The 26,387-nt window shown below is 71.5% G+C and carries 23 protein-coding genes; 19 read left to right on the top strand and 4 right to left on the bottom strand.

Annotated features, from left to right (window positions below):
- The first annotated feature begins 139 nt into the window (after positions 1 to 139).
- Both glpX and AB0399_RS11680 read left to right on the top strand, forming a co-directional pair.
- Positions 140 to 1,171: a class II fructose-bisphosphatase gene (gene glpX, locus AB0399_RS11685; RefSeq protein ID WP_328468631.1), complete on the top strand. Its 1,032-nt coding sequence runs from the start codon at positions 140 to 142 to the stop codon at positions 1,169 to 1,171.
- Positions 1,172 to 1,658: 487 nt separating this feature from the next.
- Entirely contained in the window at positions 1,659 to 3,035 is a 1,377-nt protein-coding gene (locus AB0399_RS11680) for a hypothetical protein (protein WP_366411123.1), read from the top strand.
- Positions 3,036 to 3,115: 80 nt separating this feature from the next.
- On the opposite strand, the gene AB0399_RS11675 is transcribed toward AB0399_RS11680, so the two are convergent.
- Complete coding sequence (locus AB0399_RS11675) at positions 3,116 to 3,457, bottom strand: WhiB family transcriptional regulator (protein ID WP_329373960.1); 342 nt, start codon at positions 3,455 to 3,457, stop codon at positions 3,116 to 3,118.
- Between the two features lie 447 nt (positions 3,458 to 3,904).
- Positions 3,905 to 4,624, bottom strand: a complete 720-nt coding sequence (locus AB0399_RS11670; protein ID WP_366411122.1) for a DUF1707 domain-containing protein — start codon at positions 4,622 to 4,624, stop codon at positions 3,905 to 3,907.
- Positions 4,625 to 4,883: 259 nt separating this feature from the next.
- Between AB0399_RS11670 and AB0399_RS11665 the strand changes: the two genes are divergently transcribed.
- From AB0399_RS11665 to AB0399_RS11655, 3 genes are all read left to right on the top strand, one after another.
- A complete protein-coding gene (locus tag AB0399_RS11665; protein ID WP_366411121.1) occupies positions 4,884 to 6,539 on the top strand; it encodes a fumarate hydratase in 1,656 nt (551 codons plus the stop codon).
- A gap of 397 nt (positions 6,540 to 6,936) precedes the next feature.
- Positions 6,937 to 7,773 (top strand): helix-turn-helix transcriptional regulator, encoded by an 837-nt coding sequence (locus AB0399_RS11660; RefSeq protein ID WP_366411120.1) that lies wholly within the window; start codon positions 6,937 to 6,939, stop codon positions 7,771 to 7,773.
- Complete coding sequence (locus tag AB0399_RS11655; RefSeq protein ID WP_366411119.1) at positions 7,770 to 7,994, top strand: DUF397 domain-containing protein; 225 nt, start codon at positions 7,770 to 7,772, stop codon at positions 7,992 to 7,994. Before AB0399_RS11660 ends, AB0399_RS11655 begins: the two co-directional genes overlap by 4 nt.
- 44 nt (positions 7,995 to 8,038) lie before the next feature.
- Here AB0399_RS11655 and AB0399_RS11650 read toward each other — a convergent pair whose 3' ends face one another.
- Positions 8,039 to 9,043, bottom strand: a complete 1,005-nt coding sequence (locus AB0399_RS11650) for an Lrp/AsnC family transcriptional regulator (RefSeq protein WP_329365361.1) — start codon at positions 9,041 to 9,043, stop codon at positions 8,039 to 8,041.
- Positions 9,044 to 9,215: 172 nt separating this feature from the next.
- Between AB0399_RS11650 and AB0399_RS11645 the strand changes: the two genes are divergently transcribed.
- The 7 genes from AB0399_RS11645 (at position 9,216) to AB0399_RS11615 (ending at position 16,939) form a co-directional block, all read left to right on the top strand.
- Positions 9,216 to 10,781, top strand: coding sequence for an amidase (locus AB0399_RS11645; RefSeq protein WP_366411118.1), 1,566 nt, complete (start codon positions 9,216 to 9,218; stop codon positions 10,779 to 10,781).
- Between the two features lie 302 nt (positions 10,782 to 11,083).
- Complete coding sequence (locus tag AB0399_RS11640) at positions 11,084 to 12,514, top strand: MFS transporter (protein WP_366411117.1); 1,431 nt, start codon at positions 11,084 to 11,086, stop codon at positions 12,512 to 12,514.
- A gap of 86 nt (positions 12,515 to 12,600) precedes the next feature.
- Positions 12,601 to 13,848, top strand: coding sequence for an amidohydrolase family protein (locus AB0399_RS11635; protein WP_329365367.1), 1,248 nt, complete (start codon positions 12,601 to 12,603; stop codon positions 13,846 to 13,848).
- A 188-nt stretch (positions 13,849 to 14,036) separates the two neighbouring features.
- Positions 14,037 to 14,228 carry a hypothetical protein gene (locus AB0399_RS11630; protein ID WP_366411116.1) on the top strand — a complete coding sequence of 64 codons (192 nt, stop codon included), beginning with the start codon at positions 14,037 to 14,039 and terminating at the stop codon, positions 14,226 to 14,228.
- Positions 14,215 to 14,739, top strand: a complete 525-nt coding sequence (locus AB0399_RS11625) for a DUF6879 family protein (protein ID WP_366411115.1) — start codon at positions 14,215 to 14,217, stop codon at positions 14,737 to 14,739. Before AB0399_RS11630 ends, AB0399_RS11625 begins: the two co-directional genes overlap by 14 nt.
- Positions 14,736 to 15,566 carry a helix-turn-helix transcriptional regulator gene (locus AB0399_RS11620; protein ID WP_366411114.1) on the top strand — a complete coding sequence of 277 codons (831 nt, stop codon included), beginning with the start codon at positions 14,736 to 14,738 and terminating at the stop codon, positions 15,564 to 15,566. Before AB0399_RS11625 ends, AB0399_RS11620 begins: the two co-directional genes overlap by 4 nt.
- Before the next feature lie 206 nt (positions 15,567 to 15,772).
- Positions 15,773 to 16,939: a methyltransferase domain-containing protein gene (locus tag AB0399_RS11615; RefSeq protein WP_366411113.1), complete on the top strand. Its 1,167-nt coding sequence runs from the start codon at positions 15,773 to 15,775 to the stop codon at positions 16,937 to 16,939.
- A gap of 40 nt (positions 16,940 to 16,979) precedes the next feature.
- Here AB0399_RS11615 and AB0399_RS11610 read toward each other — a convergent pair whose 3' ends face one another.
- Positions 16,980 to 17,378, bottom strand: a complete 399-nt coding sequence (locus tag AB0399_RS11610; RefSeq protein ID WP_366411112.1) for a DUF4440 domain-containing protein — start codon at positions 17,376 to 17,378, stop codon at positions 16,980 to 16,982.
- Between the two features lie 140 nt (positions 17,379 to 17,518).
- Between AB0399_RS11610 and AB0399_RS11605 the strand changes: the two genes are divergently transcribed.
- The 7 genes from AB0399_RS11605 (at position 17,519) to AB0399_RS11575 (ending at position 26,377) form a co-directional block, all read left to right on the top strand.
- Positions 17,519 to 17,917 (top strand): hypothetical protein, encoded by a 399-nt coding sequence (locus AB0399_RS11605; protein ID WP_366411111.1) that lies wholly within the window; start codon positions 17,519 to 17,521, stop codon positions 17,915 to 17,917.
- Between the two features lie 247 nt (positions 17,918 to 18,164).
- Positions 18,165 to 19,550 carry a class II fumarate hydratase gene (locus AB0399_RS11600; RefSeq protein ID WP_366411153.1) on the top strand — a complete coding sequence of 462 codons (1,386 nt, stop codon included), beginning with the start codon at positions 18,165 to 18,167 and terminating at the stop codon, positions 19,548 to 19,550.
- A gap of 23 nt (positions 19,551 to 19,573) precedes the next feature.
- Positions 19,574 to 20,260: a DUF402 domain-containing protein gene (locus AB0399_RS11595; protein ID WP_329365381.1), complete on the top strand. Its 687-nt coding sequence runs from the start codon at positions 19,574 to 19,576 to the stop codon at positions 20,258 to 20,260.
- A gap of 403 nt (positions 20,261 to 20,663) precedes the next feature.
- Entirely contained in the window at positions 20,664 to 21,263 is a 600-nt protein-coding gene (locus AB0399_RS11590) for a class I SAM-dependent methyltransferase (RefSeq protein ID WP_329373963.1), read from the top strand.
- Between the two features lie 67 nt (positions 21,264 to 21,330).
- The gene (locus AB0399_RS11585) at positions 21,331 to 23,544 is read left to right on the top strand and encodes a SpoIIE family protein phosphatase (protein WP_366411110.1); all 2,214 of its coding nucleotides are present in this window, start codon (positions 21,331 to 21,333) and stop codon (positions 23,542 to 23,544) included.
- A 201-nt stretch (positions 23,545 to 23,745) separates the two neighbouring features.
- Entirely contained in the window at positions 23,746 to 25,203 is a 1,458-nt protein-coding gene (locus tag AB0399_RS11580; RefSeq protein WP_366411109.1) for a catalase, read from the top strand.
- A gap of 229 nt (positions 25,204 to 25,432) precedes the next feature.
- Complete coding sequence (locus AB0399_RS11575) at positions 25,433 to 26,377, top strand: SPFH domain-containing protein (protein ID WP_366411108.1); 945 nt, start codon at positions 25,433 to 25,435, stop codon at positions 26,375 to 26,377.
- Positions 26,378 to 26,387: the final 10 nt, after the last annotated feature.

Below are 26,387 nucleotides of genomic sequence, written 5' to 3'. Positions count from 1 at the left end.
CGTTTGCGGCCCGTCCGCCGGGTACCCGAAGAGTTGGCGGCTGCTCATGTGACATGTCCCCTGCTCAGATTTGCAGTTCACCCGATAAGGTCGCAGCACCCTCATTTTCCGGCCGTCCCCGTACAGAAAGGTGCGCGTGATGACCGAACAGCACTTGCCTCCGCAGCTCGAAGTGAGTCCGGAGGCACCCGACCGCAACCTCGCCCTGGAACTGGTCCGGGTCACCGAGGCCGCCGCGATGGCCTCGGCCCGCTGGGTGGGCCGAGGCGACAAGAACGGAGCGGACGGCGCCGCCGTCAAGGCCATGCGCACCCTCGTGCACACCGTGTCGATGAACGGCGTGGTGGTCATCGGCGAGGGCGAGAAGGACGAAGCGCCGATGCTCTACAACGGCGAGCGGATCGGCGACGGCACGGGTGCGGAGTGCGACGTCGCCGTGGACCCGGTGGACGGCACCACGCTGACCGCCAAGGGCATGCCGAACGCCGTGTCGGTGCTCGCGGCGGCCGACCGCGGCACGATGTACGACCCGTCGGCGGTCTTCTACATGGACAAGCTGGTGGTCGGCCCGGAGGCGGCCGAGTTCGTGGACATCACCGCGCCGCCCGCGGTGAACATCCGCCGGGTGGCGAAGGCGAAGGGCATCGCCCCCGAGAACGTGACGGTCGTGGTGCTCGACCGGCCGCGCCACGACGAGCTGGCCCGGCAGATCCGGGAGACCGGCGCGCGGATCAAGTTCATCGCGGACGGCGACGTGGCGGGCGCGATCATGGCGGCCCGCGAAGGCACCGGCGTCGACATGCTGCTGGGCATCGGCGGCACCCCGGAGGGCATCATCACCGCCTGCGCGATGGCCTGCATGGGCGGCACGATCCAGGGCCGGCTGTGGCCGAAGGACGACGCGGAGCGGCGCAAGGCGCTGGACGCGGGCCACGACCTGGACCGCGTGCTGCACACCACGGACCTGGTCAGCGGCGACAACGTGTTCTTCGTGGCGACCGGCATCACCGACGGCGAACTGCTGCGCGGCGTGCGCTACCGGGCGGAGACGGCCACCACCTCCTCCCTGGTGATGCGGTCGAAGTCCGGCACGATCCGGCAGATCGACTCGGTGCACCGGCTGTCGAAGCTGCGGGCGTACAGCGCGATCGACTTCGACCGGGCGAACTGACCGCCTGCTCCCCGCCTGTTCCCCGCCTGTTCACCGCCGACCGACCGCCGACCGACCGCCCCGGTAGGGGAAGAGGACGCCAGGCGAGCCGGGCCGGGCGCTGCCCGCCATCCGTCGCGACGGGTGGCGCGCCCGCGTCGCCGGCCGCCTGCGTCCCTCGGCCACGCGTACGCGTGCGTGCGTACGTATGTACGTGAGGCGCCGGTCCCGCACCCGACCGTGACGCCCTTCACCGCTGCCACCCGGCGCGATAGCGTTCCCCTTCGCCGGGGGGTGTCCACGTGGGGAACTTGGACGCGGGGGCATCCGTCCGCCCGACTGAAGGCGACGGAGAGGCGTACCAGTGAAGCGTGTCGACGGGGACGGAAGAGCACCGGAGACAAAGGCAAGGAAGATAGGGACGACGAGGGGGACAAGGACCGGGACGGGGACCCGCGAGGGCCGGTCCCGGGCGGGCAGGTGGCGGCTGGCCGGCCGCGTCACGGCGGTGGGGATCGCGGCGCTCGCGCTCGGCCTCGCCTCCTTGGGCGCCGCGGGCTCGGCGAGCGCGTCGCCCGGAACCCCGGGCAAGGCGGTCCGCGCCTCGGCCGCGGCGGCGGCGAAACTCGAACTGACGGTGCACCGCGTGTCGGACGCGTCGCAGCAGGCGATGGACGACACCTTCGCCAACAGCAGCATCCACACCATCGCGAACACCGTGAACCACCACCTGCACACGGTCACCGGCGGCGACTGCACCGCCGACGAGAAGGACACTGTGCCCCTCACCCCGACCGCGAGCAGCGCGTACTGCTGGGACGCCGGCGACGCCGCCACGCAGAGCTTTTCGCCGCAGGGCATGACCTCCTCCGGCGACGCCGACAGCGACGGCGTGTGGGGGACCGACCGCGTGCTGCTCTCCGGCTGGGCCAGCGCCCCCAAGACCACCGCCATGGGGCGCATCGCGGTGATCAACGACACCGACGGGTCGCCGAACAAGCTCGGCTACCGGTGGGTGCTGCCGGTCATCCCCACCGCCGGCGGCACGAACTTCACCCGCTTCCCCTCGCACATGGGCGGCATGGTGTGGTGGGGCGACAAGCTGCTGGTCACCGCGTCGCTCGACGGCGACCCGCACCACAACGCGATCTACGTCTTCTCGACCAAGCACATCTACCAGGCGAACACCAACGCCTCCTGGATCGGCCACAACGGCAGCCAGGTATCGGCCCACGGCTACCAGTACTTCTGGCCGGCCATCGGGTCGTACGGCGTCACCTCGGCCTGCTCCTACAACGACCACAGCGCCGACCGGCTGCCCTGCTTCGACGGGCTGTCCATGGACCGGTCCCAGGACCCCTACACGCTGGTCGCCAACGAGTGGGTCTCCTCGGGTACGGTCGGGGCGACCTCCCGGATCTGGCGCTACAAGCTCGCGCCGACCAGCCGCCTGATGCCCATCGCCGTGAACAGCGCCGGCCACGCCGATCCGATCGACGTGTACGACACGGACATCGTCGGCATCCAAGGCACGCTGAATCAGACCGAGAACGGCGAGAGAGTCGTCTACACCGCTGATTCGCTGGGCAGTCCGGGGGTACACGGCATTCCATGGCGGGTTCCGCTGCCTGCCACCGGAGCGCAGACCGCGGCACACGAGACCACCTCGACCGGCGGCAGCACCAGCGCCGGCACCGCCGCCGAGCACTCCTGGGCACAACACTCGGAGGGGATGACCTTCATGGCCGACCAGAACCAGGTCTGGGCGCAGACGGAGTGGGCCGCGGCCCCGGACGGCACGTACCCGACGACCGGCACGGTGGTACGGCAGCGGATCGTCTTCTCCGTCCCGATGGGCGATCTACGGTCCTCGCTGGTGTCCTGACGGCTCCCTGACGACTCCTGGACGGCTCCCTGGACGACTCCTTGTGGGCACCGCCGACCGCCACCCGCGGCCGGCGGTGCTCAGCCGGCGGCGGCGATGCGGGGGGCCGCGTGCTGGAGTTCGACCTCGCGGCGGCGCCTGCGGGCGAGCACCACGCGGCGCTCGGCGGCGGTCATGCCGCCCCACACTCCGTACGGCTCCGGCTGGAGCAGGGCGTGTTCACGGCATTCGAGCATCACCGGGCACCGCGCGCAGACCCGCTTGGCGGCTTCCTCGCGCGACAGCCGGGCCGCCGTCGGCTCCTTCGACGGAGCGAAGAACAGCCCCGCCTCGTCGCTTCGGCAGGCGGCCTCCGAGTGCCAGGGGCCGCCCAGATCCCGCGGGTGTCCGGGCGGGAGCGTGAGGTCCGTGGCGGGCTCGATCGGTTGAAGCACGGGAAACTCCTGACGACGGCGTTGGGGGTCCCCCAGGCGCGGCTCTGGGGGAGATTGCCACGCTTGCCCGTCGCTGCCCGGCGCCCGGGCGAAGCTGGGCGGAGCTGCCGTGCGGCGGCGTGCCGTTCCCCTACCCGCTGTGCGCGACTTCATGCGCACCGTGTTCGTTCCCGCGTACGACCATCGCTCCGGCGTGCGCCGCCCGGGTCGTCCGGAATGCCGGGGGCGGGCGGGAGTTGGGGCGAGGAGTCGGAGCCGGGCTTCGCGTGCGAGCCGCAAGGGAGGGGCGGGCCGGCGTCCGCGTCAGGGCGGCGTCAGCCGTGTCGGGTCGGTCGGAACGGACCAGAAAACCGGGTCAAGTGACGTCCGGCCGTGCCGTACCGGCCGCCACCGTCACCACGTACGCCGTCACCGCGGCCACCGCGGCCACCGCCGTCAGCCTTCGAGCCGCTTCTTCGCCCAGTCGACGACCTTCTTGCCGCGCTTGGCCTTGGCCTCGACCCCACCCCAGAAAGCGACGCCCACGACCCGGACCGTCGGCGCGTGCGGGTCGGGGGCCTCGAAGGCCCGCACGTCGGCGCCGCCCATGATGCCGATCACGCCACTGCCTTGCAGCGTGACGTTCTCCGGGACCTTGATGCTGATGCCACCCATGACCGCGGTGCAGTGGATGACCAGTTCCGGCGAGGTGAACGTCGCCTCGGTCAGGTCGATCTCGATCCCGCCCATGACCGCGACCGCGGTGATCCGGTTGCCGACCCGCCAACGGCCCTTGCGTTCCGCCCCGCTGAGGATGCCGACCAGGGTGGGGTTCTCGCCAAGCGGCTCGCCCGCATACGAGCGCGCCGCGGCCGAGGGCGCCGTCGCGGCGGTCACCCGGCCCGCGGGCAGGTCCCCTACCAGCGGCTCCAGTTCGCCGACGGTCTTCGCGGCGTAGACCCGGTCCAGCCGCTCGGAGTGCTCTTCCGCGTCGAGGCGGCCCTCGGCGAGGGCCTCGCGCAGGATGTCGGCGATCCGGTCGCGGTCGGCGTCCGAGGCTCGCAGGGCGCCGCCGGCCGTCTGCGGGACCGCCGGGGCGGCGGGGCTGGTCGCCGGGCTGGGGCGGTCGGGCGTTTCCGCGGGCTGCGAGCGCTTCTGGAGCGGCGATTCGTCCACCCGACCACCGTACACAGCCGTCCACAGACGCGATAGATCGCGACTACCCCGAGGGCCCCCTGAGCGCTCCCTTAGGGGGCGCGGGAAATCGGCCCGCACCTGCTTCGGCGAGGGCGCCCCGTATCACCTCGGCCAGGACCCCCCGCGACGCCCGGCGGGCCCTCCGCCGGGGGACCCGGCCCCGCGGCGGAGGCGGGGTGCGGGGGAATTACTCTGAATATGCTTCAGCGTCGACGCAGCCGAGTGAGGATTGCCGCATATGCCCGAGTTCACCTATACGGATCTGCTTCCGCTCGGTGCGGACCCCACTTCGTACCGCCTGGTCACCGCCGAAGGCGTCAGCACGTTCGAGGCGGACGGCCGCACCTTCCTGAAGGTGGAGCCCGAGGCGCTGCGGCGTCTGGCCGCCGAGGCCATGCACGACATCTCGCACTACCTGCGCCCGACCCACCTCGCCCAGCTCCGCCGCATCCTCGACGACCCGCAGGCCAGCCCGAACGACCGCTTCGTCGCCCTGGACCTGCTGAAGAACGCGAACATCGCGGCGGCCGGCGTGCTCCCGATGTGCCAGGACACCGGCACCGCGATCGTGATGGGCAAGCGCGGCCAGCAGGTGCTGACCGAGGGCGGCGACGAGGAAGCGCTCTCCCGCGGCATCTACGACGCGTACACCAAGCTGAACCTGCGCTACTCCCAGATGGCCCCGCTGACCATGTGGGAGGAGAAGAACACCGGCTCCAACCTGCCCGCCCAGATCGAGCTGTACGCCACCGACGGCGGCGCGTACAAGTTCCTGTTCATGGCGAAGGGCGGTGGCAGCGCCAACAAGTCCTTCCTCTACCAGGAGACGAAGGCGGTGCTGAACGAGGCGTCGATGATGCGCTTCCTGGAGGAGAAGATCCGCTCGCTGGGTACGGCCGCCTGCCCGCCGTACCACCTGGCGATCGTGGTCGGCGGCACCAGCGCGGAGTTCGCGCTGAAGACGGCGAAGTACGCCTCCGCGCACTACCTCGACGAGCTGCCCGCCGAAGGGTCCCCGGCCGGGCACGGCTTCCGGGACAAGGAGCTGGAGCAGCAGGTCTTCGAGCTGACCCAGAAGATCGGGATCGGGGCGCAGTTCGGCGGGAAGTACTTCTGCCACGACGTGCGCGTGGTGCGGCTGCCGCGGCACGGCGCGTCCTGCCCGGTGGCGATCGCGGTGTCCTGCTCCGCCGACCGCCAGGCGCTCGCGAAGATCACCGCGGAGGGTGTCTTCCTGGAGCAGTTGGAGACCGACCCGGCGCGCTTCCTGCCGGAGACCACCGACGAGCACCTCGACGACGACGTGGTCCGCATCGACCTCAACCGGCCGATGGACGAGATCCGCGCCGAGCTGACCAAGTACCCGGTCAAGACCCGGCTTTCGCTCTCCGGGCCGCTGGTCGTCGCGCGCGACATCGCGCACGCCAAGATCAAGGAGCGGCTGGACGCGGGCGAGGGGATGCCGCAGTACCTGCGCGACCACGCCGTCTACTACGCGGGCCCCGCGAAGACCCCCGAGGGTTACGCCTCCGGGTCCTTCGGACCCACCACGGCCGGCCGCATGGACGCGTACGTCGAGCAGTTCCAGGCCGCCGGCGGCTCGTTCGTCATGCTCGCCAAGGGCAACCGCTCCCAGCAGGTCACCGACGCGTGTGCCGCGCACGGCGGTTTCTACCTCGGCTCCATCGGCGGCCCTGCGGCCCGCCTCGCCCAGGACTGCATCAAGAAGGTCGACGTCCTCGAATACGCGGAACTCGGGATGGAGGCCGTCTGGAAGATCGAGGTCGAGGACTTCCCGGCGTTCGTCGTCGTCGACGACAAGGGCAACGACTTCTTCCAGGACCCCGCCCCCTCCCCCACCTTCACCTCCATCCCCGTCCGCCCGGGCGCCTGACGCCTTTCCCCCGCTTCCCCGCTTCCCCGCTTCCCCGCTCGACCCCTTCCCCGCTCGACCGCTTCCCCGCTCGACCGCGACCTCGGCCCCTGTCCCCCGGCTCACCCCGGAGGGCGGGGGCCGCGGCATGTCCAGGCGGTGTGGGAGGACATGACGAGGTGTCGGGGAGGCATGACGGAGCGGCAGATATCGAACGTTAGCTCGAAAGGGCTAATTGCGTTCGTTTTCCTTCCCTGCGGGCTCGATCGGCCCATAAGCTCTCAAATGCGGAGGGAATCGGACGATCGTCCTTCCGAGGTCGGCCCGTCTCGGTCAGCTTTGCGGGGACGGCCCTGGCCGACCAGGGGTGAACTGGTTCCGAACGGTTCGGAACCATCGACGTTTCGGGGGTGCCGAAGTGACGGACATTCAGGAGAAGGACCGGTGGCAGCAAGGCCGGAAGGACGGCGCGGCGTATCTGGGCCAGGAGGTCAGATTCGCCCGGGAGCACCTGGGATTGACGCAGCAGCAGCTCGCCGAGCAGACGGGGTACGAACGGCCTTACGTGACCCGGGTGGAGAGCGGGCAGCTCCTCGCGTCGGAGCAGTTCGTGAAGGCGTGCGACCGCATCTTCGGGACGTCGGGCTTCTTCACGCGGTTACGGGAGCGGGTGACCGAGCGCGGCCACGCGGGTTGGTTCGTGCCGTACGTGAAGCTGGAGCAGGGCGCGAAGGAGATCTGCGACTACTCAAGCACCTTACTGATGGGCATGTTGCAGACTCCGGAGTACGCGGAGGCGACCTTCCGCGCGGCCAACCCCCGCGAGGACGACGGGCAGATCGAGACGCGGGTCGAGGCGAGGCGGCAGCGGTACCGCGTGATGGAGGGCGAGCGGCCACCGCTGCTGTGGGTGATCCTGCACGAGGCAGTGCTGCGCACGGAGGTCGGCGGACGGGCCGTGATGGCCGCGCAGTTGGAGCACCTGGTGCTGCGGGCGGCGAACCCGCACATCACCGTGCAGGTCCTGCCCTTCTCGGCGGGAGCCCCGACATCTTCCGCGCCCTTTATCCTACTGTCGTCATGGGACGGGACGCGGGTGGTGTACTCCGAGACCCGCAACGCGGGACATGTGGACGAGTCAGCGGAAGCGGTGGAGAGCGCCAGGACGGCGTACGACCGGCTCCGCGCCGCGGCCGCGTCCCCGCAGGACTCGTTGTCCCTCATCCGAAGCATCGCGGAGGAGCACACCAGATGAGCCACACCCCCGACCCCACCGGCACCGCCTGGATCAAGAGCAGCTACAGCGGCGGCGAGGGCGGCAACTGCGTCGAGTGGGCGCCCTCCCGCCTCGCCGTGCAGGGCACCGTCCCCGTCCGCGACTCCAAGAACCCCCACGGCCCCGCTCTCGCCTTCACGCCCACCGCCTGGACCGCGTTCATCACCGCGATACGCACCGGCGAACTTCCCACCGTCTGACCGCGGCTGACGCGCCACCGCGATCGTGAGCGCGCGGCCGGCTGTCACTCCAGGAGGTTGATGGGCACGAACCCGATCGCGCGGCCGTCCGGGTCCAGCAGGCGTCCCATCAGCTTGACCGCACGCAGCGCGACCGCACGGTCGACTATGCGCAGATGCGGCAGGGTGGTGGCGAGGCGCACCTCCAGGGCCTGGGCGTCGACCAGTGAGGCGACCCAGACCGTCGCGATCAGGTTCTGCGGCCCGGCCAGTCCCAGGCACTGCCTGATCTCCGGGAGCTTGGCCAGCTCGCGCGCGGTGGCGTCCAGGTGCTCGGCGGGCGCGGAGCCGAAGAAGGTCACCGCGACCGGTGAACCGGACAGCGAGCGGGCCAGGTCGCAGCGGAGCACCAGCCGGCCCGATTCCAGCAGCCGGTTCAGCCGGCGGCTCGCCGTGTTCACCGACACGTCGAGCTCCGCGGCCAGCTCGCTCAGCGACATCCGGCCGTTCTCCCCTATCGCCGTGACGAGCTCGGCGTACTCGGGCAGCGGCTGCCCGTCCCCCAGGGCCGACCGGCGGGAAGCGGCCAGCACCTCCTGCTGCGAGCGGCTCAGACTGGTCAGCCGCCACACGCTGCCCTCCGTGTAGCTGCGGGTGACCAGGTGCGCCCGGGTCGCGGTGATCCCGGGGATCGTGCCGAGCCGGTCCACGATGTAGCCCGACAGCGCGCCGAAACTGGTGGCCATCGCGGTGACCAGCAGGTCGCGACCGCCCGCCGCGTGCTCCACGGTCACCGCGTGCGGGTCCGCCGACAGCAGTTCCGCCACCGCTCCGGCCTGCCCGGGCGCGCAGTCGATCTCGATCAGCGCGCCGGCGCCGGAGCCGCCGTACGGGTAGGCCGTCACCCAGGCGTGCCCGGCCGCCCGCAGCCGCTCCCACCGCCGGGCCACGGTCGCGGCATCCACGTCCAGCGCCTTGGCCAGATCGATCCAGGGCGCGCGTGGATTGATCTGCAGGGCGTTGACCAGGGCGAGGTCCAGCTCGCTGAGCGAGGGCAGGTTTTCAGCCATGAAGGAGTCCTTTGGGGTCCGTGCCCCCGGGGCGCTGTGGGAAAAAACCGGATTCAGCCTCGGCATCTGACAGAAACATGCAATCCGTGGCCGCTTTCTGATCGGAGACTAGCATCGCCGTACTTCACCGAATCCAGTGAATCCAGCCACATCCCCAGCCCCGAGGTGCCGCGTGCCGCAGCCTTTCGCCACCCTCGCCGAGGCCGCCTCGGCTCTGCAGTCGGGCACCGTCGGCAGCCGTGAACTCGTCGAGTCCGCGCTCGCCGACGCCGAACTGCTCGATCCGCTGCTCGGTGTGTACGTGACGCGCTTCCCGGAACAGGCGCTCGCGGCCGCCGACGCCGCCGACCGTGTCCCGGCGGGTGAGCGCGGCGCCCTGCACGGGCTGCCGCTCGCCGTCAAGGACAACCTCGCCACCGTCGAGGGGTCGCCCACCGCGCAGAGCCCCGTCCACGACCCGCTCTGGTGGCGCGGGTGCGACGCGCCGGCCGTCGCCCGGCTGCGCGCGGCGGGAGCGGTGGTCCTCGGGAAGACCACCATGGTCGAGTACGCCATGGGCCGCCCCGACCCCGCCCATCCGTTCCCGGTGCCCCGCAACCCGTGGGACCCGGAGCGGTGGACCGGCGGATCGAGCACCGGCAACGGCGCGGGCATCGCCGCCGGGCTCTTCCTGGGAGCCCTCGGCAGCGACACGGCAGGCAGCGTGCGGTTGCCCGCCGCGCTCTGCGGCGCCACCGGCCTGAAGACCACCTCCGGGCTGCTGCCCAACGACGGCTGCGTGCCGCTCAGCCCCTCCCAGGACGTACTGGGCCCGATGGCGGTCAGCGCCCGCGACTGCGGGCTCCTGCTGGACGCGATGACCGGGCAGGCGCCGCGCACGCCCACCGCCGAAGGAGTGCGCGGGCTGCGCGTCGGCGTACCGTTCGGGCTGCTCGACGGGCCGGCGATCACGCCGCCGTGCCGCGCCGCGTTCCAGGACGCCCTGCGGACGCTGCGCGAACTCGGCGCCGAGGTGCGGGAGTTCGAGCTTCCGGAGTTCGGCGCGCTGCTCGCCGTCAACGCGGTCACCATGCTCGCCGAGGCGTTCGCCGTCCACGGCGAACGGCTCGCCGCCGACTGGGACGGGCACGGCCGGGGCTTTCGCCGGCTGGCCGCCGCCGGGGCGCTCCTGCCGGCCCACGTCTACCTGCGCGTCCAGCACAACCGCGAACGGCTCACCGCGCTGCTGCTGGAGCGGATGGACGGACCCGGAGGTGTGGACCTGATCGCCACCCCGACCTGGCCCGCAAGCGCGCGCCCGTACACCCAGGAGACCGCGCCCGGTGACGAGCTCAACCTCACCGCGGTGTGGAACCCCACCGGCTTCCCGGCCCTCGCGCTGCCCATGGGCGCCGACCCGGCCGGGCTCCCGCTCTCCCTCCAACTGGTCGCTCGTCGCGGCGGCGAGCACACCCTGATCGCCGCGGGCGAGACCTTCCAGTCCGCCACCACCTGGCATCTGCGCCGGGCCGCGCCGGACCCACGGCAACGGCCCGCCCCGCTCCGGGACCCGGAGCACACCCGGCCGGAACCCGTGCCCGCCGCGCCACCCGCGCGCGCACCCGGCGACGGCGACGGCGACGACGGTGCCGAGGCCGCGCTGGCCGCTCTCGGCATCACTGCGGGACCGGCCGACCTGGCCGTGATCAGGGCCGTGTCCCGCATGCTCAACGACGCCGGCCGGCAGCCGGTCGCCTGACCCCGGCCACCCCAGTACCGCCGCCTGACCGCGGCCACTCCAGTACCTGCCACTCCGGAACCGACCGGCCGACCCCGGCCACCCCCGGTCACCCCGGTCACCCCGGTCACCCCGGTCACCCAGCACCGCCCGCCGACCCCGGCCGCTCCAACACCTGCACCTGCGCCTGCCGCTCCAGCACCGGCCCGCCGATCCCGGCCACCCGGAAAGCGGCGCCCCCGGCTCCGCCCGAAACCCCGAAACCCTCACCTCACCCTCTGCCGTGTCGCCTGCGCGCGCGGCCGTGCCCAAGTGGAGAACCCATGTTGCGTACCCAGCCCACCGCGGGCGCCGACGCTCCCGGCCTCGACGGCGCCCGTGTCGCCGCGGTCGTGGGTTTCCTGGTCTTCGTCGAGCTGACCAGCGGCATCATCCAGGGCATGATGCCGGCCCTGCTGCCGGAACTCGGCTCCGTACTGCACGTCAGCGCGGGCGACCTCAACTGGGTCAACGCGGCGCAGCTCCTCGCCGCCGCGGTCTCCGTGCCGCTGTTCGGCCGCCTCGGGGACATGTACGGCCATAGACGGCTGCTCCGTATCGCCGTCCTGTGCCTCGCCGCCGGCTCGGTCCTGGTCGCCCTGTCTCCCTCGTTCGAGGTGCTGCTGGTCGGCCGGGTCCTGCAAGGCCCGCTCGCCGCGCTGCTGCCGCTGGAGATCGGCCTGGTCCGCGACCGGCTGGACACCGCGGGCGGCCGCAGCGCCATCGCCATGCTCGTCGGCGCGCTGACCTTCGGCGCCAGCGCCGGCATGGTCGTCGCCGGACTGCTGCGGCAGGCCATCTCCTCCGTGCACGGCGTGCTGTGGATTCCGGCCGCCGTCACCGTCCTGTGCGCCGGAGTCGTCTTCTTCCTCGTGCCCGAGTCGAAGGTGCGCGCCCAGGGCAAGGTCGACTGGGTCGGCGCCGGACTCCTCAGCGTCGGACTCGCCACCCTGCTGCTCGGCATCTCCCAGGGCCCCAAGTGGGGCTGGACCGACGCGTACACCATGACGCTGTTCGCCGTCGCCGCCCTCACGCTGGTCGCCTGGGTGCTGGTCGAACTCCGCGTCGCCGAACCGATCGTCGACATCCGGCTCTCCGTGCGGCGCACCCTGTTCCCCGTGTACGCGGCGAGCTTCCTGCTCGGCACCGCGCTCTTCGGCGCCCAGACCGCCGCGGTCCTCTTCGTCTCCTCCCCCGGTGACAAGCTCGGCTACGGATTCGGGTACGACGCCCTGGGAATCGCGTGGCTGATGCTGCCGTCCGGTGTGATGGCCTTCGTCGCCTCGCTGTTCGCCTCCCGGCTCTTCAAACTCCTCGGCGGACGCGCTGTCCTCGCCGTCAGCGGAGTCCTCATGGCGATCGGCTACGTCTTCCTGATCGAGGCCCACGACAAGCCCTGGCAGTTCGTCGTGGTGAACATCATCAACGGCCTGGGCGTCGGCCTGGCGCTCAGCGCGATGCCGGTCCTGATCGTCGAGTCCAGTCCGCAGGAGCGCACCTCCATCGCCACCGGCATCTACAACACCGCCAAGACCGTGGGCGGTTCGGTCGCCGGAGCGATCTTCGCGGCCATCCTCACCGCCATCACCTTCAAGGGCACGGAGATCCCGACCATCCACGCCTACACCACCGTGTGGTGGTGCTGCGCCGGCGTCTCGATCCTCGTCGCGGTCTCCGCGACGGTCGTGGCCCGCCCCCGGTCATCCGTCGACTGACCGCTGCCCCGCCGCCTCACTGCCCCGCTGCCTGACTGCCCCACCGACCCGCCCTCGCGCGCCCACTCCAGGGAAGGAACCCCAGCATGCCCGCCCCCTCCACCTCCGTACTCCTGCACAACGGCCTGCTCATCGACGGCACCGGGGGTGAGCCGGTACGCGACGGAGCGGTGCTCGTCCAGGACGGGCTCGTCCGGTGGGCGGGCCCGACCGGGGAGTGCTCCGTCCCGGCCGGCACCCGGCGCATCGACGTACGCGGCGACGCGATCCTTCCGGGCTTCATCGACTGCCACGTCCACATGGCCGCCCCCGGGACCTCGGCGCTGAGCCACGCCGAGCTCGCCACCATGCCGCACACCCTGCTCACCTTCCTGTCCGGGCCGCGGATGAAGCAGACGCTCGAAGCCGGCGTCACCACCGCGCGGGACCTCGGCGGCGCCGACGCCGGACACCGGCGGGCGGTCGAATCCGGTCTGCTGGTCGGCCCCCGGCTGCTGGTCGCGGTCTCCATGCTCAGCCCGACCGGCGGCCATGGCGACTTCCGGGCCGGCAACGACAGCCGCCCCAGCGCCAACGGCATGGCGCGGCTCGCCGACGGAATCGCCGAGTGCCGCAACGCGGTACGGGAGGTGCTGCGGCAGGGCGCCGACTGCGTCAAGATCGCGGCGACCGGCGGCGTGTGGAGCCCGACCGACCAGCCCGACGACGACGGTTTCCTGGAGGACGAGATCCGCACCATCACGCAGATCGCCGCCGGCCACCGGGGAAAGAAGGTCGCCGCCCACGCCCAGGGCCGCGACGGGATACTCAACGCCGTCCGCGGCGGCGTCGCCAGCATCGAGCACGGCTACGAGATCGACGACGAGGCCATCGACCTGATGCTGGCGCAGGGCACCTTCCTCGTCCCGACCCTCAGCACCGCCAACACCGACCCGGACCCGGCGAAGGCCGCGCCCTGGGCGTACGCGAAGAAGAAGCACTGGCAGGAGGTCGCGCGCCGGCACATCCCGCGCGCCATCGAGCGCGGGGTGCGGGTCGCGATGGGCACCGACTGCGGCATCGCCGAGCACGGCACCAACCTGCGGGAACTCGGGTACCTGGTGGAGTGCGGCATGACCCCGATGGGCGCGGTGCTGGCCGGGACCAGCGAGGCGGCTGAACTCCTCGGACGCGCGGGCGAGATCGGCACCCTGGAGCCCGGAAAGCGCGCCGACATCGTGATCGCCCGCGGCAACCCGCTCGAGGACATCGGCTCCCTCGGCGACCCCGCGAACGTCCTGCTGGTCATGAAGGACGGCGTCACCTACAAGGACACCGACACCCTCACCGCCTGACCCGACCCGCCCCATGCGCCCGGCCCGAGCCCCTGCCGTCATGCGTTCCTTGACATGACGGCAGGCGGTCACGTGCGCTGCGGTCTGCCGCAACTCCGCGGGTTTCCCGTTCCGGCACATACCCGGCCTTGACCGGGCACTCGCGTAGCCCGGAGCATCGACAGCACACCACCGGAAAGGGGATGCCGATGCAGGTCACCGTGCTCGCCAAGATCTGTGACAAGAAGGACTGCCCGACGCTCTACCAGACCGACAGGGGCACGCTCCTGGTCCAGGGTTACACGGGAGACGAGCACGGGCTCACCATGCCGCAAGGCGAGGGAGTCGTAGAAATTCCGGTGGAACTGCTGAAGAAGGCCATCGCCGATGGTGTCTTCTAGGTCTCTCGGCGACCTCTTCGACTCTTTCAAGCGCGAGGCGTTCCGGCTCGAGACGCTGGACGACTACAGCGGGTCCGGTAATGTCGACGCCTTTCGACAGTATGTTTCCGGCGATCCCCAACCGGCAGACTACAACGCCGATTGGGTGGAAGAGGTTCGGGCGGCGGCATCGGTCGGCAAGCGGATCTACCGGGTGCACGTACTCAGCCGCCCCCTGACTCCGTATCTTCGGTTCGAGCTGGGTTGGGGCTACCGGAAGAACGCGACCGCGGGCGAGGAGTTCTTCATCCTCGACACGACCGGGAAAGCCAACCCGCTCGACGGAGTAGGGGACTTCTGGTTGTTCGACGATGAAGAGGCGGCGACGATGAACTACGACACGTCAGGTGGGTTCCTCGGCGCCAAGGTCCTCCCGCCCGCCAGAGCAGCGGAGTTCGTCGAGCACCGGAACAGGGCGCTCCGTCATGCGCGGCCGTTCGTGACGTGGTGGGAGCAGTACGGGGAAGAGTGAGAAAGACCGAACTCGGGGCAGCGCTACGGGAACTGCGTAAGGCATCCGGAAAGGAGGCCAAGGCGGTTGCCCGTAGCGCTTCCATGTCCGCCAGCAAGATCAGCAAGATCGAGACCGGGAAGCTCACCCCGAGCGTCGTAGACGTGCAGAGCATCCTCACGGCCATCGGCGTCTCCGAACAGGCCACAGCCGAATACATGGAGGCGGCCAGAACCGCCGCCACCGAGGTCATCGCGTGGCGGCTTCTGGCGCGCACCGGGTTCCACAAAGGTCAGCAGCAGGTTCAGGCGCTGGATCGGCAGATGGCTCTGCTACGGGTCTTCCAGCCCGCGCTCATCCCCGGGCTTCTCCAGACCCCTGAGTACATCAGGGCGGTGATAGCCAGGTATGGACTGACCGCGGATTCGCAGGCGCGCACGCTGGCCGCCCGACTGGACCGACAGCAAGTCCTCTACGACAGCACCAAGGAACTACGCTTCGTCATCACCGAGTCGGTGTGCCGCTGGCGGATCGCCTCATCAGCCGTCATGGCCGGCCAGATCGACCGGCTGATCTCGCTGTCCCGGCTTCCCACCGTTGACATACGCGTCGTTTCCCAGTCGGCGCGCCAGAGCGACTTTCCCTCCCACTCCTTTGTGATCAGGGACGAGAAACTGGTCACGGTCGAGACCGTCCACGCCGAGGTCGTGGTGACCGACCCCCGGGACATCAAGGAGTACGTCGACACGTTCAGCGGCTTCTTTCACGCAGCACTCTCCGGCGAGGAAATGCGGACTGCGCTGCAAGCGATCAGAGACGAATTCTTGCGCGAACAGGAAACGGGGTAGGAAGGCGACTTCGGGGCGCCTACCGTGAAAGGGACCGAACACCCGAAGTGAGCTGGGGAGTTGAGGACCATGGACAGGACCACGAGGGTTACCGCCGGCGACGGGGGTGATGGGCACCCGGGGACGCCGTGGACGCCGCCGGAGGAGCCGCCGAGTCCGGACGGGACGACGCCGCCCGGGGACGGAACGCACCGCAAGTGACGGCGGTGGAAGCAGCGCGAGGCCGGTCCGCGGCGGGCCGGCCGTTGCCCGCGTGGCGCGGCGACGAGTTGGCACCCGGGTGGAAGGACGCCTTCCGGGCGGTGCCGCGTTCGGCGTTCCTGCCGGACCTGATGTGGCCGTACGACATGGCCGAACGCAGGGCCGTACCCGTCGTGCGCACGCAGGACCCGGCGGCTTGGCGGGCGTTCGCCGACGCGGACGTGCCCGTCGTCACGCAGTGGGACGACGGGGAACACGAAGGGACCGCACCAGGGCGCGTGTCCACCTCCTCCGCTTCGATGCCGTCGGTCGTGGCCGCCATGCTCGGCGACCTGCAAGTGGCCGACGGCAACACCGTGTTGGAGGTCGGCACCGGCACGGGGTGGAACGCGGCGCTGCTGTCCCACCGGCTCGGCGACGCGCACGTGACGACCGTCGAGGTGGACCCGGGCGTGGCGGCAACAGCCCGGGGCACCCTGGAGCGCGCCGGGTTCCGCCCCGCCGTGATCAGCGGCGACGGGTTCGCCGGGCACCCGGCGCGGGCACCGTACGACCGGATCATCGCGACCTGCGGGGTGCGCGAGATCCCGTACACGTGGGTGGAGCAGACGGCGCCGGGCGGGGCGATCGTCGCCCCGTGGGGCACCCGCTTCGGCAACGCCGACGCCGTGGTCCGGCTGGAGGTCGCGGACGGGGCGGCCTCGGGGCGTTTCACCCGCCGGGTGGAGTTCATGAAGATGCGCGCCCAGCGGACGGCCCTCCGGCACGGCGACCGCGTCCCACCGGAGGGCACCGACCTGGCCGACCCGTCCACCACGACCCGCACGGAGGAGGACCTGCTCGGCGACGGCTCCGGCACCGTCCCCTTCGTCCTCGGGCTACGGGTGCCCGGCTGCGTCCAGGCCGCCGCCGAGAAGCGCGGCGACACCCGCCCCGTCTGGTTCTACGGCCTGGCTGACCCCTCCTGGGCGGTCGTCGCCTTCCGCGACGGTCAACCGGCCTCGCCGGTCTGGCAGTTCGGCCCCCGCCGGCTGTGGGACGAGGTCGAGTCCGCCGTCCATTGGTGGCGCTCCCAGGACCACCCGACCATCGACCGCTTCGGCCTGACGGTCACGCCGCACGGGTCGCACGTGTGGCTGGACACGGCGGACCGCCCCGTCGCCGAGCAGTGACCCGGAAGGACCGCGCCGCATCCGTAGAGCGGCGGCACACTCACGCGCTCAGGTGCTCGTGGAGGATCTTCCACTCGCCATCGCGTCTGACGATCAGGTTGGTGCCCCGGCCCTGACCGGATCGGGAGCGGCCGTCAACCGTTCCGGTCCAGCGGAACCGGTAGCGGCAGACGGCGTGTTCGACGCCGAGAACAAGCCATTCGAGGTCGCGGATCTCGTAGTTCTCGTCCTGGATGGCGTCGAAGGTCCGCTGGATCGCCGTCGCGATCTCGGGGACGCCGTGGAAGGAGCCGTCGGTGAACCAGTAGACGGCGTCCTCCGCGATCATCGGCAGCACGCGGTCGACCCGATGACTGTTGTTGGCCTGTTCGTACCGCCTCAGGAAGGCCGTGAGTCGGGCTTCGAGGGCGGGCGCGGAGCCCGGGGTAGGTGGTTGCACGTTTCGCATATTCGCTCAAACGAGCGAATCATGCACGGTTCCTCTTCCCTGGCGCACCGGTTCGCACATACGCTCGGAAATGTGGAGGTAAGCGGGCGAACGAGTCGGAGAGATCGATGGTGTTGGAGGTGCGTGGGCGGATGAACGGTCAGCAGGGCGAGGTCGGCGAGATGCTGCGTGGGGTCCTGATCGGGGAGAGCCTTCGGGTCGGGTCGGCGCTCGACGGCGTGCCCTTGCAGGTGTCGACGGTGCGGCGGATCGCGGTGACCGGTGCGGCCGAGGGGCAGCCGACCCAGTGGACGCTGCTGGACTTCCGCGCCCCGGAAGCGGAAGCGGAGCGGCTGGCCGCGGCGCTGGCCGACTGCCTCGCGCCGAGCGGGGGTTGGTACGTCAACTACAACACCGCGGCCGACGCGTTCGTGGTCTTCGCCGACCGCGTGTTCCGCTACCCGCGCGGCGACCCGGCGGGACGCGCCGAGGTCGCCGCCTACGGCCGCGGCATCGGCATACCGGAATCCCAACTCGACTGGGAGGACTGAGCTCCGCCCGTTCGCGCAGCGCACCCCTGGCGGCGGCCGGGGAGGGGCGGAATGCACATGCACGCCAGAGAGCGGGGTGATCCATTGCACGACGGGAGCGCGACGGGAGCGCGCCGGAGGCACGCCAGCGGGAGGACGGCGGCACGCTGAAGGCACCCGGGGACCGCTGCCGGGCTTGGCCGCGCACGGGCGCGTCCGGGGGAACAAAGGCAGGGGGCGAGGCACTGTAGGAGGTATGGACGACGGTATGGACGACTTCCGGGTCGAGCACGACTCGATGGGCGAGGTGCGGGTTCCCGCGGCGGCGAAGTGGGGCGCGCAGACCCAGCGCGCCGTGGAGAACTTCCCGATCTCAGGGCAGCGGATCAGCCGCGCGCACATCCAGGCACTGGCCCGGATCAAGGCCGCGGCAGCGAAGGTGAACGCCGAGCTGGGCGTGATCGACGCCGACATGGCGGCGGCCATCGCCTCGGCGGCGGACGAGGTCGCCGCGGGGACGTGGGACGCGGAGTTCCCGGTCGACGTGTTCCAGACCGGCTCGGGCACGTCGTCCAACATGAACACGAACGAGGTGATCGCCGCGCTGGCCACCGAGCGGCTGGGCCGCAAGGTGCACCCGAACGACCATGTGAACGCCTCCCAGTCGTCCAACGACGTGTTCCCGTCCTCGATCCACATCGCGGCGACCGCGGCGGTGACCGGCGACCTGGTGCCGGCGCTGACCCGGTTGGCGGAATCCCTGGAGGCGAAGTCGGCGGAGTTCGCGGGCGTGGTGAAGGCGGGCCGCACCCACCTGATGGACGCCACGCCGGTGACGCTGGGGCAGGAGTTCGGCGGGTACGCCGCGCAGGTGCGGTACGGCGTCGAGCGCCTGGAGGCGTCGCTGCCGCGCCTGGCGGAGCTACCGCTGGGCGGCACCGCGGTGGGGACGGGGATCAACACGCCGCCCGGGTTCCCGGCCGCGGTGATCGCGGAGGTCGCCCGGGCGACCGGCCTGCCGCTGACCGAGGCGCGCGACCACTTCGAGGCCCAGGGCGCCCGGGACGGCATCGTGGAGGCGTCCGGCCAGTTGCGGACGATCGCCGTGGGGCTGACGAAGATCGCCAACGACCTGCGGTGGATGGCCTCGGGCCCGCGCACCGGGCTGTCCGAGATCAGCCTGCCCGACCTCCAGCCGGGCTCGTCGATCATGCCGGGCAAGGTCAACCCGGTGGTCCCGGAGGCCGTGCTGATGGTGGCCGCGCAGGTGATCGGCAACGACACGGCGATCACCGTCGCGGGCGCAGCGGGCAACTTCGAGCTGAACGTGATGCTCCCGGTGATCGCCCGCAACGTCCTGGAGTCGGTACGGCTGCTGGCGAACGTCTCGCGGCTGCTCGCGGACCGCACGATCGACGGCATCACGGCGCACCCGGAGCGGGCCCGGGAGTACGCCGAGTCCTCGCCGTCCGTGGTCACCCCGCTGAACCGCTACATCGGCTACGAGGAAGCCGCGAAGGTGGCGAAGAAGTCGCTGGCGGAGCGGAAGACGATCCGGCAGGTGGTGATCGAGGAGGGGTACGTGGAGCGCGGCGAGCTCTCCGAGGCGCAGCTCGACGAGGCGCTGGACGTGCTGCGAATGACCCACCCGTAACACGCCTTCCGTAAACTCTGTTCATGACAGCCGACCTCGACACCACGCAACCGGACGGATCGAACGCGCCGCGGCCGGGCCGCTGGGCCCCTGGTGACCATGTGCTGTGGCGCTACCGCGGCAACGGCACGGACGAGGTGCACATCTGCCGCCCGGTGACGGTGGTGCGCGACGAGCCGGACCTGCTCGTGGTGTGGCTGGCGGCGGGCACCCGCTGCATCAAGCCGGTGCTCGCCGACGGCACTCCGCTGTATCAGGAGCCGCTGGCCACCCGGTACACCAAGCCCCGCACCCGGGTGGTGGAGGAGTGGTTCGGCTCGGGGGTGCTGAAGCTGGCCCGGCCCGGTCAGCCCTGGTCGGTGTGGCTGTTCTGGGAGCAGGACTGGCAGTTCAGAAGCTGGTACGTGAATCTGGAGGAGCCGCTCAACCGCTGGTCCGCGGGGGTGGACTCGCAAGACCACTTCCTCGACATCTCGGTCCACCCGGACCGCAACTGGTACTGGCGGGACGAGGACGAGTTCGCGCAGGCGCAGGCCGACGGGCTGATGCCGGCCGAGCTGGCCGCCCGGGTCCGGCAGGCCGGCCGGGAAGCGGTGCGCGCGATCAGGGCCTGGGACCCGCCCTTCCGCGACCGCTGGCAGGACTGGCGGCCCGACCCGTCATGGCCGGTGCCCGAGTTGCCGTCCGACTGGGACCGCCCCGCGGTGTGAGCCCGGGAACAGGGAGCGCGGGACCAGCGAAGACGGGGGGCGCGCGCGCAGGTCCGGGCGCCGGTCATGATCCCCTTGGCGCGCCCCGGGCCGTCAACCGTAGGATCGTCCACCGGAAGCCTGCGCAATTGCCCGGCACGGCCTAGAGTTTGACGCCACGTCACGGGGGTACAAACGAGTGCCGCTCCTGTGCATATGCCAAACAACGCCCCACCGGACCCACCCTTCCCGTCACCGCTTCACCCCGGTCCCATTCCAGCCCCGTCCGTCACACCAGTCACAGCAGCCAGGGAGGCCCTGAGCAGTGGATACCGACGGTTACGAGCCCGTTGGCACGCCGTCCGACAACCCCGCGGCGGCGTCGGGGCGGGACCGTACCGGCCAGGCCGAGGCGTTCGACGCCATCGGCGACCGGTACGACGAGGCGTTCCCGCACAAGGACGGCCAGATCACCGCGGGCAGCTGGCTCATCGCCGAGCTGCCGTCCGGCGCCCGGGTGCTCGACCTCGGGTGCGGGACCGGCCTGCCGACCGCCCGGCAGTTCGTCGAGGCCGGCATGCGGGTGACGGGAGTGGACCTGTCCGCCGGCATGCTGGCCAGAGCCCGGTCGAACGTCCCCGAGGCGGAGTTCGTCCAGGCGGACGTGGCGGACCTGGTCGACGGCGGGCCGCTGGCCACCGGCGGCTTCTCCGCGATCGCGGCGTTCTTCACCCTGCTGATGCTGCCCAGGGCCGAGATCCCGGCCACGCTGACCGCCGTCCGCGAACTGCTGGAGCCCGGCGGCCTGCTGGCGCTCGGCATGGTCGAGGCGGACGTGGACGACGTACCGATCCCTTTCCTCGGGCACACCGTGCGGGTTTCGGGGTACCTGAAGGACGAGCTGCGCGAGATCGTGGTGGACGCGGGCTTCGAGGTGATCAAGGAGATGTCGTACACGTACGCGCCGGCGAGCACCGACGTGCCGCCGGAGGAGCAGATCTTCCTCTACTGCCGACGCGCCTGACCCAGACCAGGCCCGAGCCCCGCCTCGCGCTGGCCGCGGCGGAGCACCGACGGATGGACCCACTCGCGTGACCACGGACCCGCCCCGCCCACCCCGGCCGCACACCGTGCCGTCCCCGCAGGACCCGCGCGGCAGCTTCGGCGTGCGCGAATCGGCGCCGCCGGCCCAGGACGACACGACCGCGGCGCCGAGCGCCGCCGGGTCCGAGGCGCACGACCACGACCACGCGGGGCACCCGCCCGCCGCCCGCGCGCACGACGAGCAGACCACCGAGCCCGCCGCGCCCACCCGGCCCGGGGCGTACAGTGCACGGCGGAGCGATGGTGCCCCGGCGGCCGGGCAGCACCGCGCGGAAACGGCGCCGGGCGAGGCGCGCGGCGGGGCCCAGCCCGAGGGGCCCGCGCAGTCCCCCGCCCCGGCGCACGACACGGGATGGGTGCCGGCAGTGACGGAGGGGAGCGAGGCGTTGAGCTCGTTTGTGAGCACACCGCCGCGGGGCACGCCGCTGGACGCGGCCGGCCACACCGCGGCCGGGCACACCGCGGACGAGGACTCGGTGGGCATGCGCATCCCGATGCCGGTGCAGACCGGCCCCGAGGCGGACCGGCTGCGGTACGTCGGCGCGGCCACCCGGCGGATCGCCCGCGGCCTCGACCTGGACGAGATCCTGCTCGGGCTGTGCCGCTCGGCGGTGCCCGCGTTCGCCGACGCGATCCTGGTCTACCTGCGCGAGCCGCTCCCGGTCGGCGACGAGCGCCCCTCGGGTCCGCTGCGGCTGCGGCTGCGCCGGGCCGACGGCGGCCTGGAGGGTCCCGGCGACACCCCGGACATGCCGGTCGGCGACCTGCCGGCGCTGGAGACCCCGTCCGGCGGCGCCCCCGAGACCATCGGGGTGCTGCTCGACGGTCCGCTCGCCGAGGTGCTGCGCGGGGTGCGCCCGGTCTTCGCGGACTCGCCGCGGGCCGCGGACGCCCTCGCCGAACTCCTCGGCAACCCCCCAGGCCCGCTGCCGGTCGGCCGCCGCGCGCTGCTGGCCCCGCTGCGCGGCCGCCGCCGGGTGATCGGCGCCGCGGTGCTGCTGCGCCGCGCGGACCGGCCGCCGTTCGAGTCCGACGACCTGCTGGTCGCCGCCCAACTCGCCACGCACACCGCGCTCGGCGTCGACAAGGCGGTGCTCTACGGCCGCGAGGCGTACATCGCCGACGCCCTCCAGCGCGAGATGCTGCCGGACTCGCTGCCGCAGCCGACCGGTGTGCAGCTCGCCAGCCGCTACCTGCCGGCCGCCGAGTCCGCGCGGGTCGGCGGAGACTGGTACGACGCGATCCCGCTGCCCGGCAGCCGGGTCGCGCTGGTGGTCGGCGACGTGATGGGCCACTCCATGACCTCGGCGGCGATCATGGGCCAACTGCGCACCACCGTGCAGACCCTCGCCGGGCTGGACCTCGCCCCGCAGGAGGTGCTCTACCACCTCGACGAGCAGGCCCAGCGGCTCGGCCAGGACCGGATGGCCACCTGCGTCTACGCCGTGTACGACCCGATCGCGCACCGCCTGGTGGTGGCCAACGCCGGTCACCCGCCGCCCGTACTGCTGCACGCCGACGGTCTCGCCGAGGTGCTGCGGGTGCCTCCGGGCGCCCCGATCGGCGTCGGCGGCGTGCCGTTCGAGGCCGTGGAGCTGCCCGCGCCCGCCGGGGCCACGCTGCTGCTCTACACCGACGGCCTGGTGGAGTCCCGCACCCGCGACGTCTGGGGCGGCATCGAGTTGCTCCGCGAGCGGCTGCACGACGCCGCCACCGTGGTCTCCCCGCCGCCCCTGGAGCCGCTGTGCGACGAGGTGCTGGAGATCCTCGGCCCCGGTGACCGCGACGACGACATCGCGCTGCTCGCGGCCCGGTTCGCCGGGATCGCGCCGAGCGACGTCGCGTACTGGTTCCTGGAGCCGCAGGCCCAGACCGCGGGACGCGCCCGCCGGCTGGTCCGCCAGGCGCTGATGCGCTGGGGCCTGGACGACCAGGTCGACGCCGCCGAGCTGCTGGTCAGCGAGATCGTCACCAACGCGGTGCGGTACGCGGAACGCCCGGTCACCCTGCGGCTGCTGCGCACCGACGTGCTGCGCTGCGAGGTCGGCGACGACGCCCCGCTGCTCCCCCGGATGCGGCACGCCGCTCCCGAGGAGGAGGGCGGCCGCGGCCTCTACCTCGTCAACCGCATGGCCCAGCGCTGGGGCGCCACCCGTCTGGGCGCCGGCAAGGTCGTCTGGTTCGAGCTCCCGCTGCCCTGATTGCCGGCCTTCACCTCCGGGGCTCAGTGCCCGCGTTCCGGCGCGACCGAGTTCGCGGGGAGTGCCGTCACCGCCGTGGCCTGAGCGCCCTGAGCCGGCATGCCGCGCGGAATGTTCGGTGCGAGGGTGGGTAGCGGACCGCGAGACGATGACCGGTGTCCTGATGCGGCATCGGCCCAGGAGGACCCGGAAGGACACTCCATGAGCACGTCGAACATCCCGCCCACCACCGACAACGCCGGCATCCCGGTGGAGAGCGACGAGCACTCGCTGACCGTCGGACCCGACGGCGCGATCCTGCTGCAGGACCACTACCTGATCGAGAAGATGGCCCAGTTCAACCGGGAACGGGTCCCGGAGCGGGTGGTGCACGCCAAGGGCAGCGGGGCGTACGGCCGGTTCGAGGTGACCAACGACGTCAGCCAGTTCACCAAGGCCGACCTGTTCCAGCCGGGCCGCTCCACCCGGATGCTGGCCCGGTTCTCGACGGTCGCCGGTGAGCAGGGCAGCCCCGACACCTGGCGCGACCCGCGCGGCTTCGCGTTGAAGTTCTACACCGAGCACGGCAACTACGACCTGGTCGGCAACAACACCCCGGTGTTCTTCGTCCGGGACACGATCAAGTTCCAGGACTTCATCCGCAGCCAGAAGCGCCGCCCCGACAACGGCCTGCGCGACAACGACATGCAGTGGGACTTCTGGACGCTCTCCCCGGAGTCCGCGCACCAGGTGACCTGGCTGATGGGGGACCGCGGCATCCCGAAGACCTACCGGAACATGAACGGCTACGGCTCGCACACCTACATGTGGATCAACGGCGCCGGCCAGAAGTTCTGGGTGAAGTACCACTTCAAGACCGACCAGGGCATCGACTTCCTCACCCAGTCCGACGCGGACGCGATGGCCGGGCAGAACGCGGACTTCCACCGGCAGGACCTGTACGAGGCGATCGAGCGGGGCGACCACCCGTCGTGGACGCTGCGGGTGCAGGTCATGCCGTTCGAGGACGCGGCGGACTACCGGTTCAACCCCTTCGACCTGACGAAGGTGTGGCCGCATGGCGACTACCCGCTGATCGAGGTCGGCCGGATGACGCTGGACACCAACCCGGAGGACTACTTCATCCACATCGAGCAGGCGGCGTTCGAACCGTCGAGCATGGTGCCGGGGATCGGCCCCTCCCCCGACAAGATGCTGCTCGGGCGGCTGTTCTCCTACCCGGACACGCACCGCTACCGGATCGGCCCGAACTACCAGCAGCTCCCGCCGAACCGCCCGCACGTGCCGGTGCACTCCTACGCCAAGGACGGCCCGATGCGGTTCGAGCCGGCCAGGACCGGGGCACCGTACGCGCCGAACTCCTACGGCGGGCCGACCGCGTCCGCGCAGGCGTACGGGGACATCGCCGGGTGGCAGTCGGCCGGTGAGATGGTGCGGGAGGCGTACACGCCGCACAGCGAGGACGACGACTTCGGGCAGCCGGGCACGCTGGTGCGCGAGGTGCTGGACGACGCGGCGCGCGACCGGCTGGTCGGCAATGTCGCCGGGCATCTGTCCGACGGGGTCAGCGCGCCCGTCCTGGAACGCGCCTTCGCGTACTGGCGCAGCATCGACCAGACCGTCGGCGACCGGATCGCCCAGGCCGTCAAGACCCGCTGACCGGCAAGACCGGCTGACCGCCAGAACCCGCCGACCGTCAGGATCGGCCCAGGATCGGTCCGTTCTCGCCTGGACCCACCGTAAGAGCGCAGCCCCGGAACACGTGTCCCCCCCGTGCTCCGGGGCTGCATCGCGTGCCGGCCCCGGCCATGCCTTAACCGTGACCGCCTCGCGTTTTTATGATATCACTTAGATAAGTGCAGGGAATCACAAGAACGGGGTGGATCTCATGACCGAGCAACCACAGGGGACGGCTCCGGCCGAGCAGAGCGACGTCCCGGAGATGCCGGCGCCGAGAGTGTCCGAGCGTCGGGCGGCGGGGATGCCGGGGCTGCCGTTCCTGCTGATCGCGCTGCTGGTGATAGCGGCCGGGGTGGCACTGACGGTGGTCGGCGCCAGGGCGGGCGGCGGGACGGCGGTCGCACTGGTGACGGTCGGCATCGTGGTGGCCGTGGTGGCCTTCGTGCTGCTCTTCGGGCTGACCCAGGTCGCGCCGGGGCAGGCGCGGGTGTGCCAGCTGTTCGGGCGCTACCAGGGGACGATCCGGCAGGACGGCCTGCGCTGGGTGAACCCGTTCACCAGCCGGCGCCGGGTCTCCACGCGGCTGCGCAACCAGGAGACGGCCGTCCTGAAGGTCAACGACGCGTACGGCAACCCGATCGAGCTGGCCGCGGTCGTGGTGTGGCAGGTCAAGGACACCGCGCAGGCGGTCTTCGAGGTCGACGACTTCGTGCGGTTCGTGTCGATCCAGACCGACACCGCGGTACGGCACATCGCGACGCGCTACCCGTACGACAGCCATGACACCGACGGGCTGTCGCTGCGCGAGAACAGCGAGGAGATCACCGAGCGGCTCTCCACGGAGATCGCGGCACGGGTGGCGTCGGCGGGGGTGCGGATCATCGAGTCGCGGTTCACGCACCTCGCCTACGCCGCCGAGATCGCCTCGGCGATGCTGCAGCGGCAGCAGGCGGGGGCGATCGTGGCGGCCCGGCAGACCATCGTGGACGGCGCGGTGGGCATGGTCGAGTCGGCGCTGTCGCGGATCGCCGAGCAGGACATCGTGATCCTGGACGAGGAGCGGAAGGCGTCCATGGTCAGCAACCTGCTGGTCGTGCTCTGCGGCGAGCGGGCGGCCCAGCCGGTGCTGAACACCGGCACGCTCTACCAGTAAGGCGGACCGC

The sequence above is a fragment of the Streptomyces sp. NPDC088194 genome, assembly GCF_040702025.1.
Taxonomy (GTDB): Bacteria; Actinomycetota; Actinomycetes; order Streptomycetales; family Streptomycetaceae; genus Actinacidiphila.
This window is presented reverse-complemented; position numbering and strand designations above follow the sequence as displayed.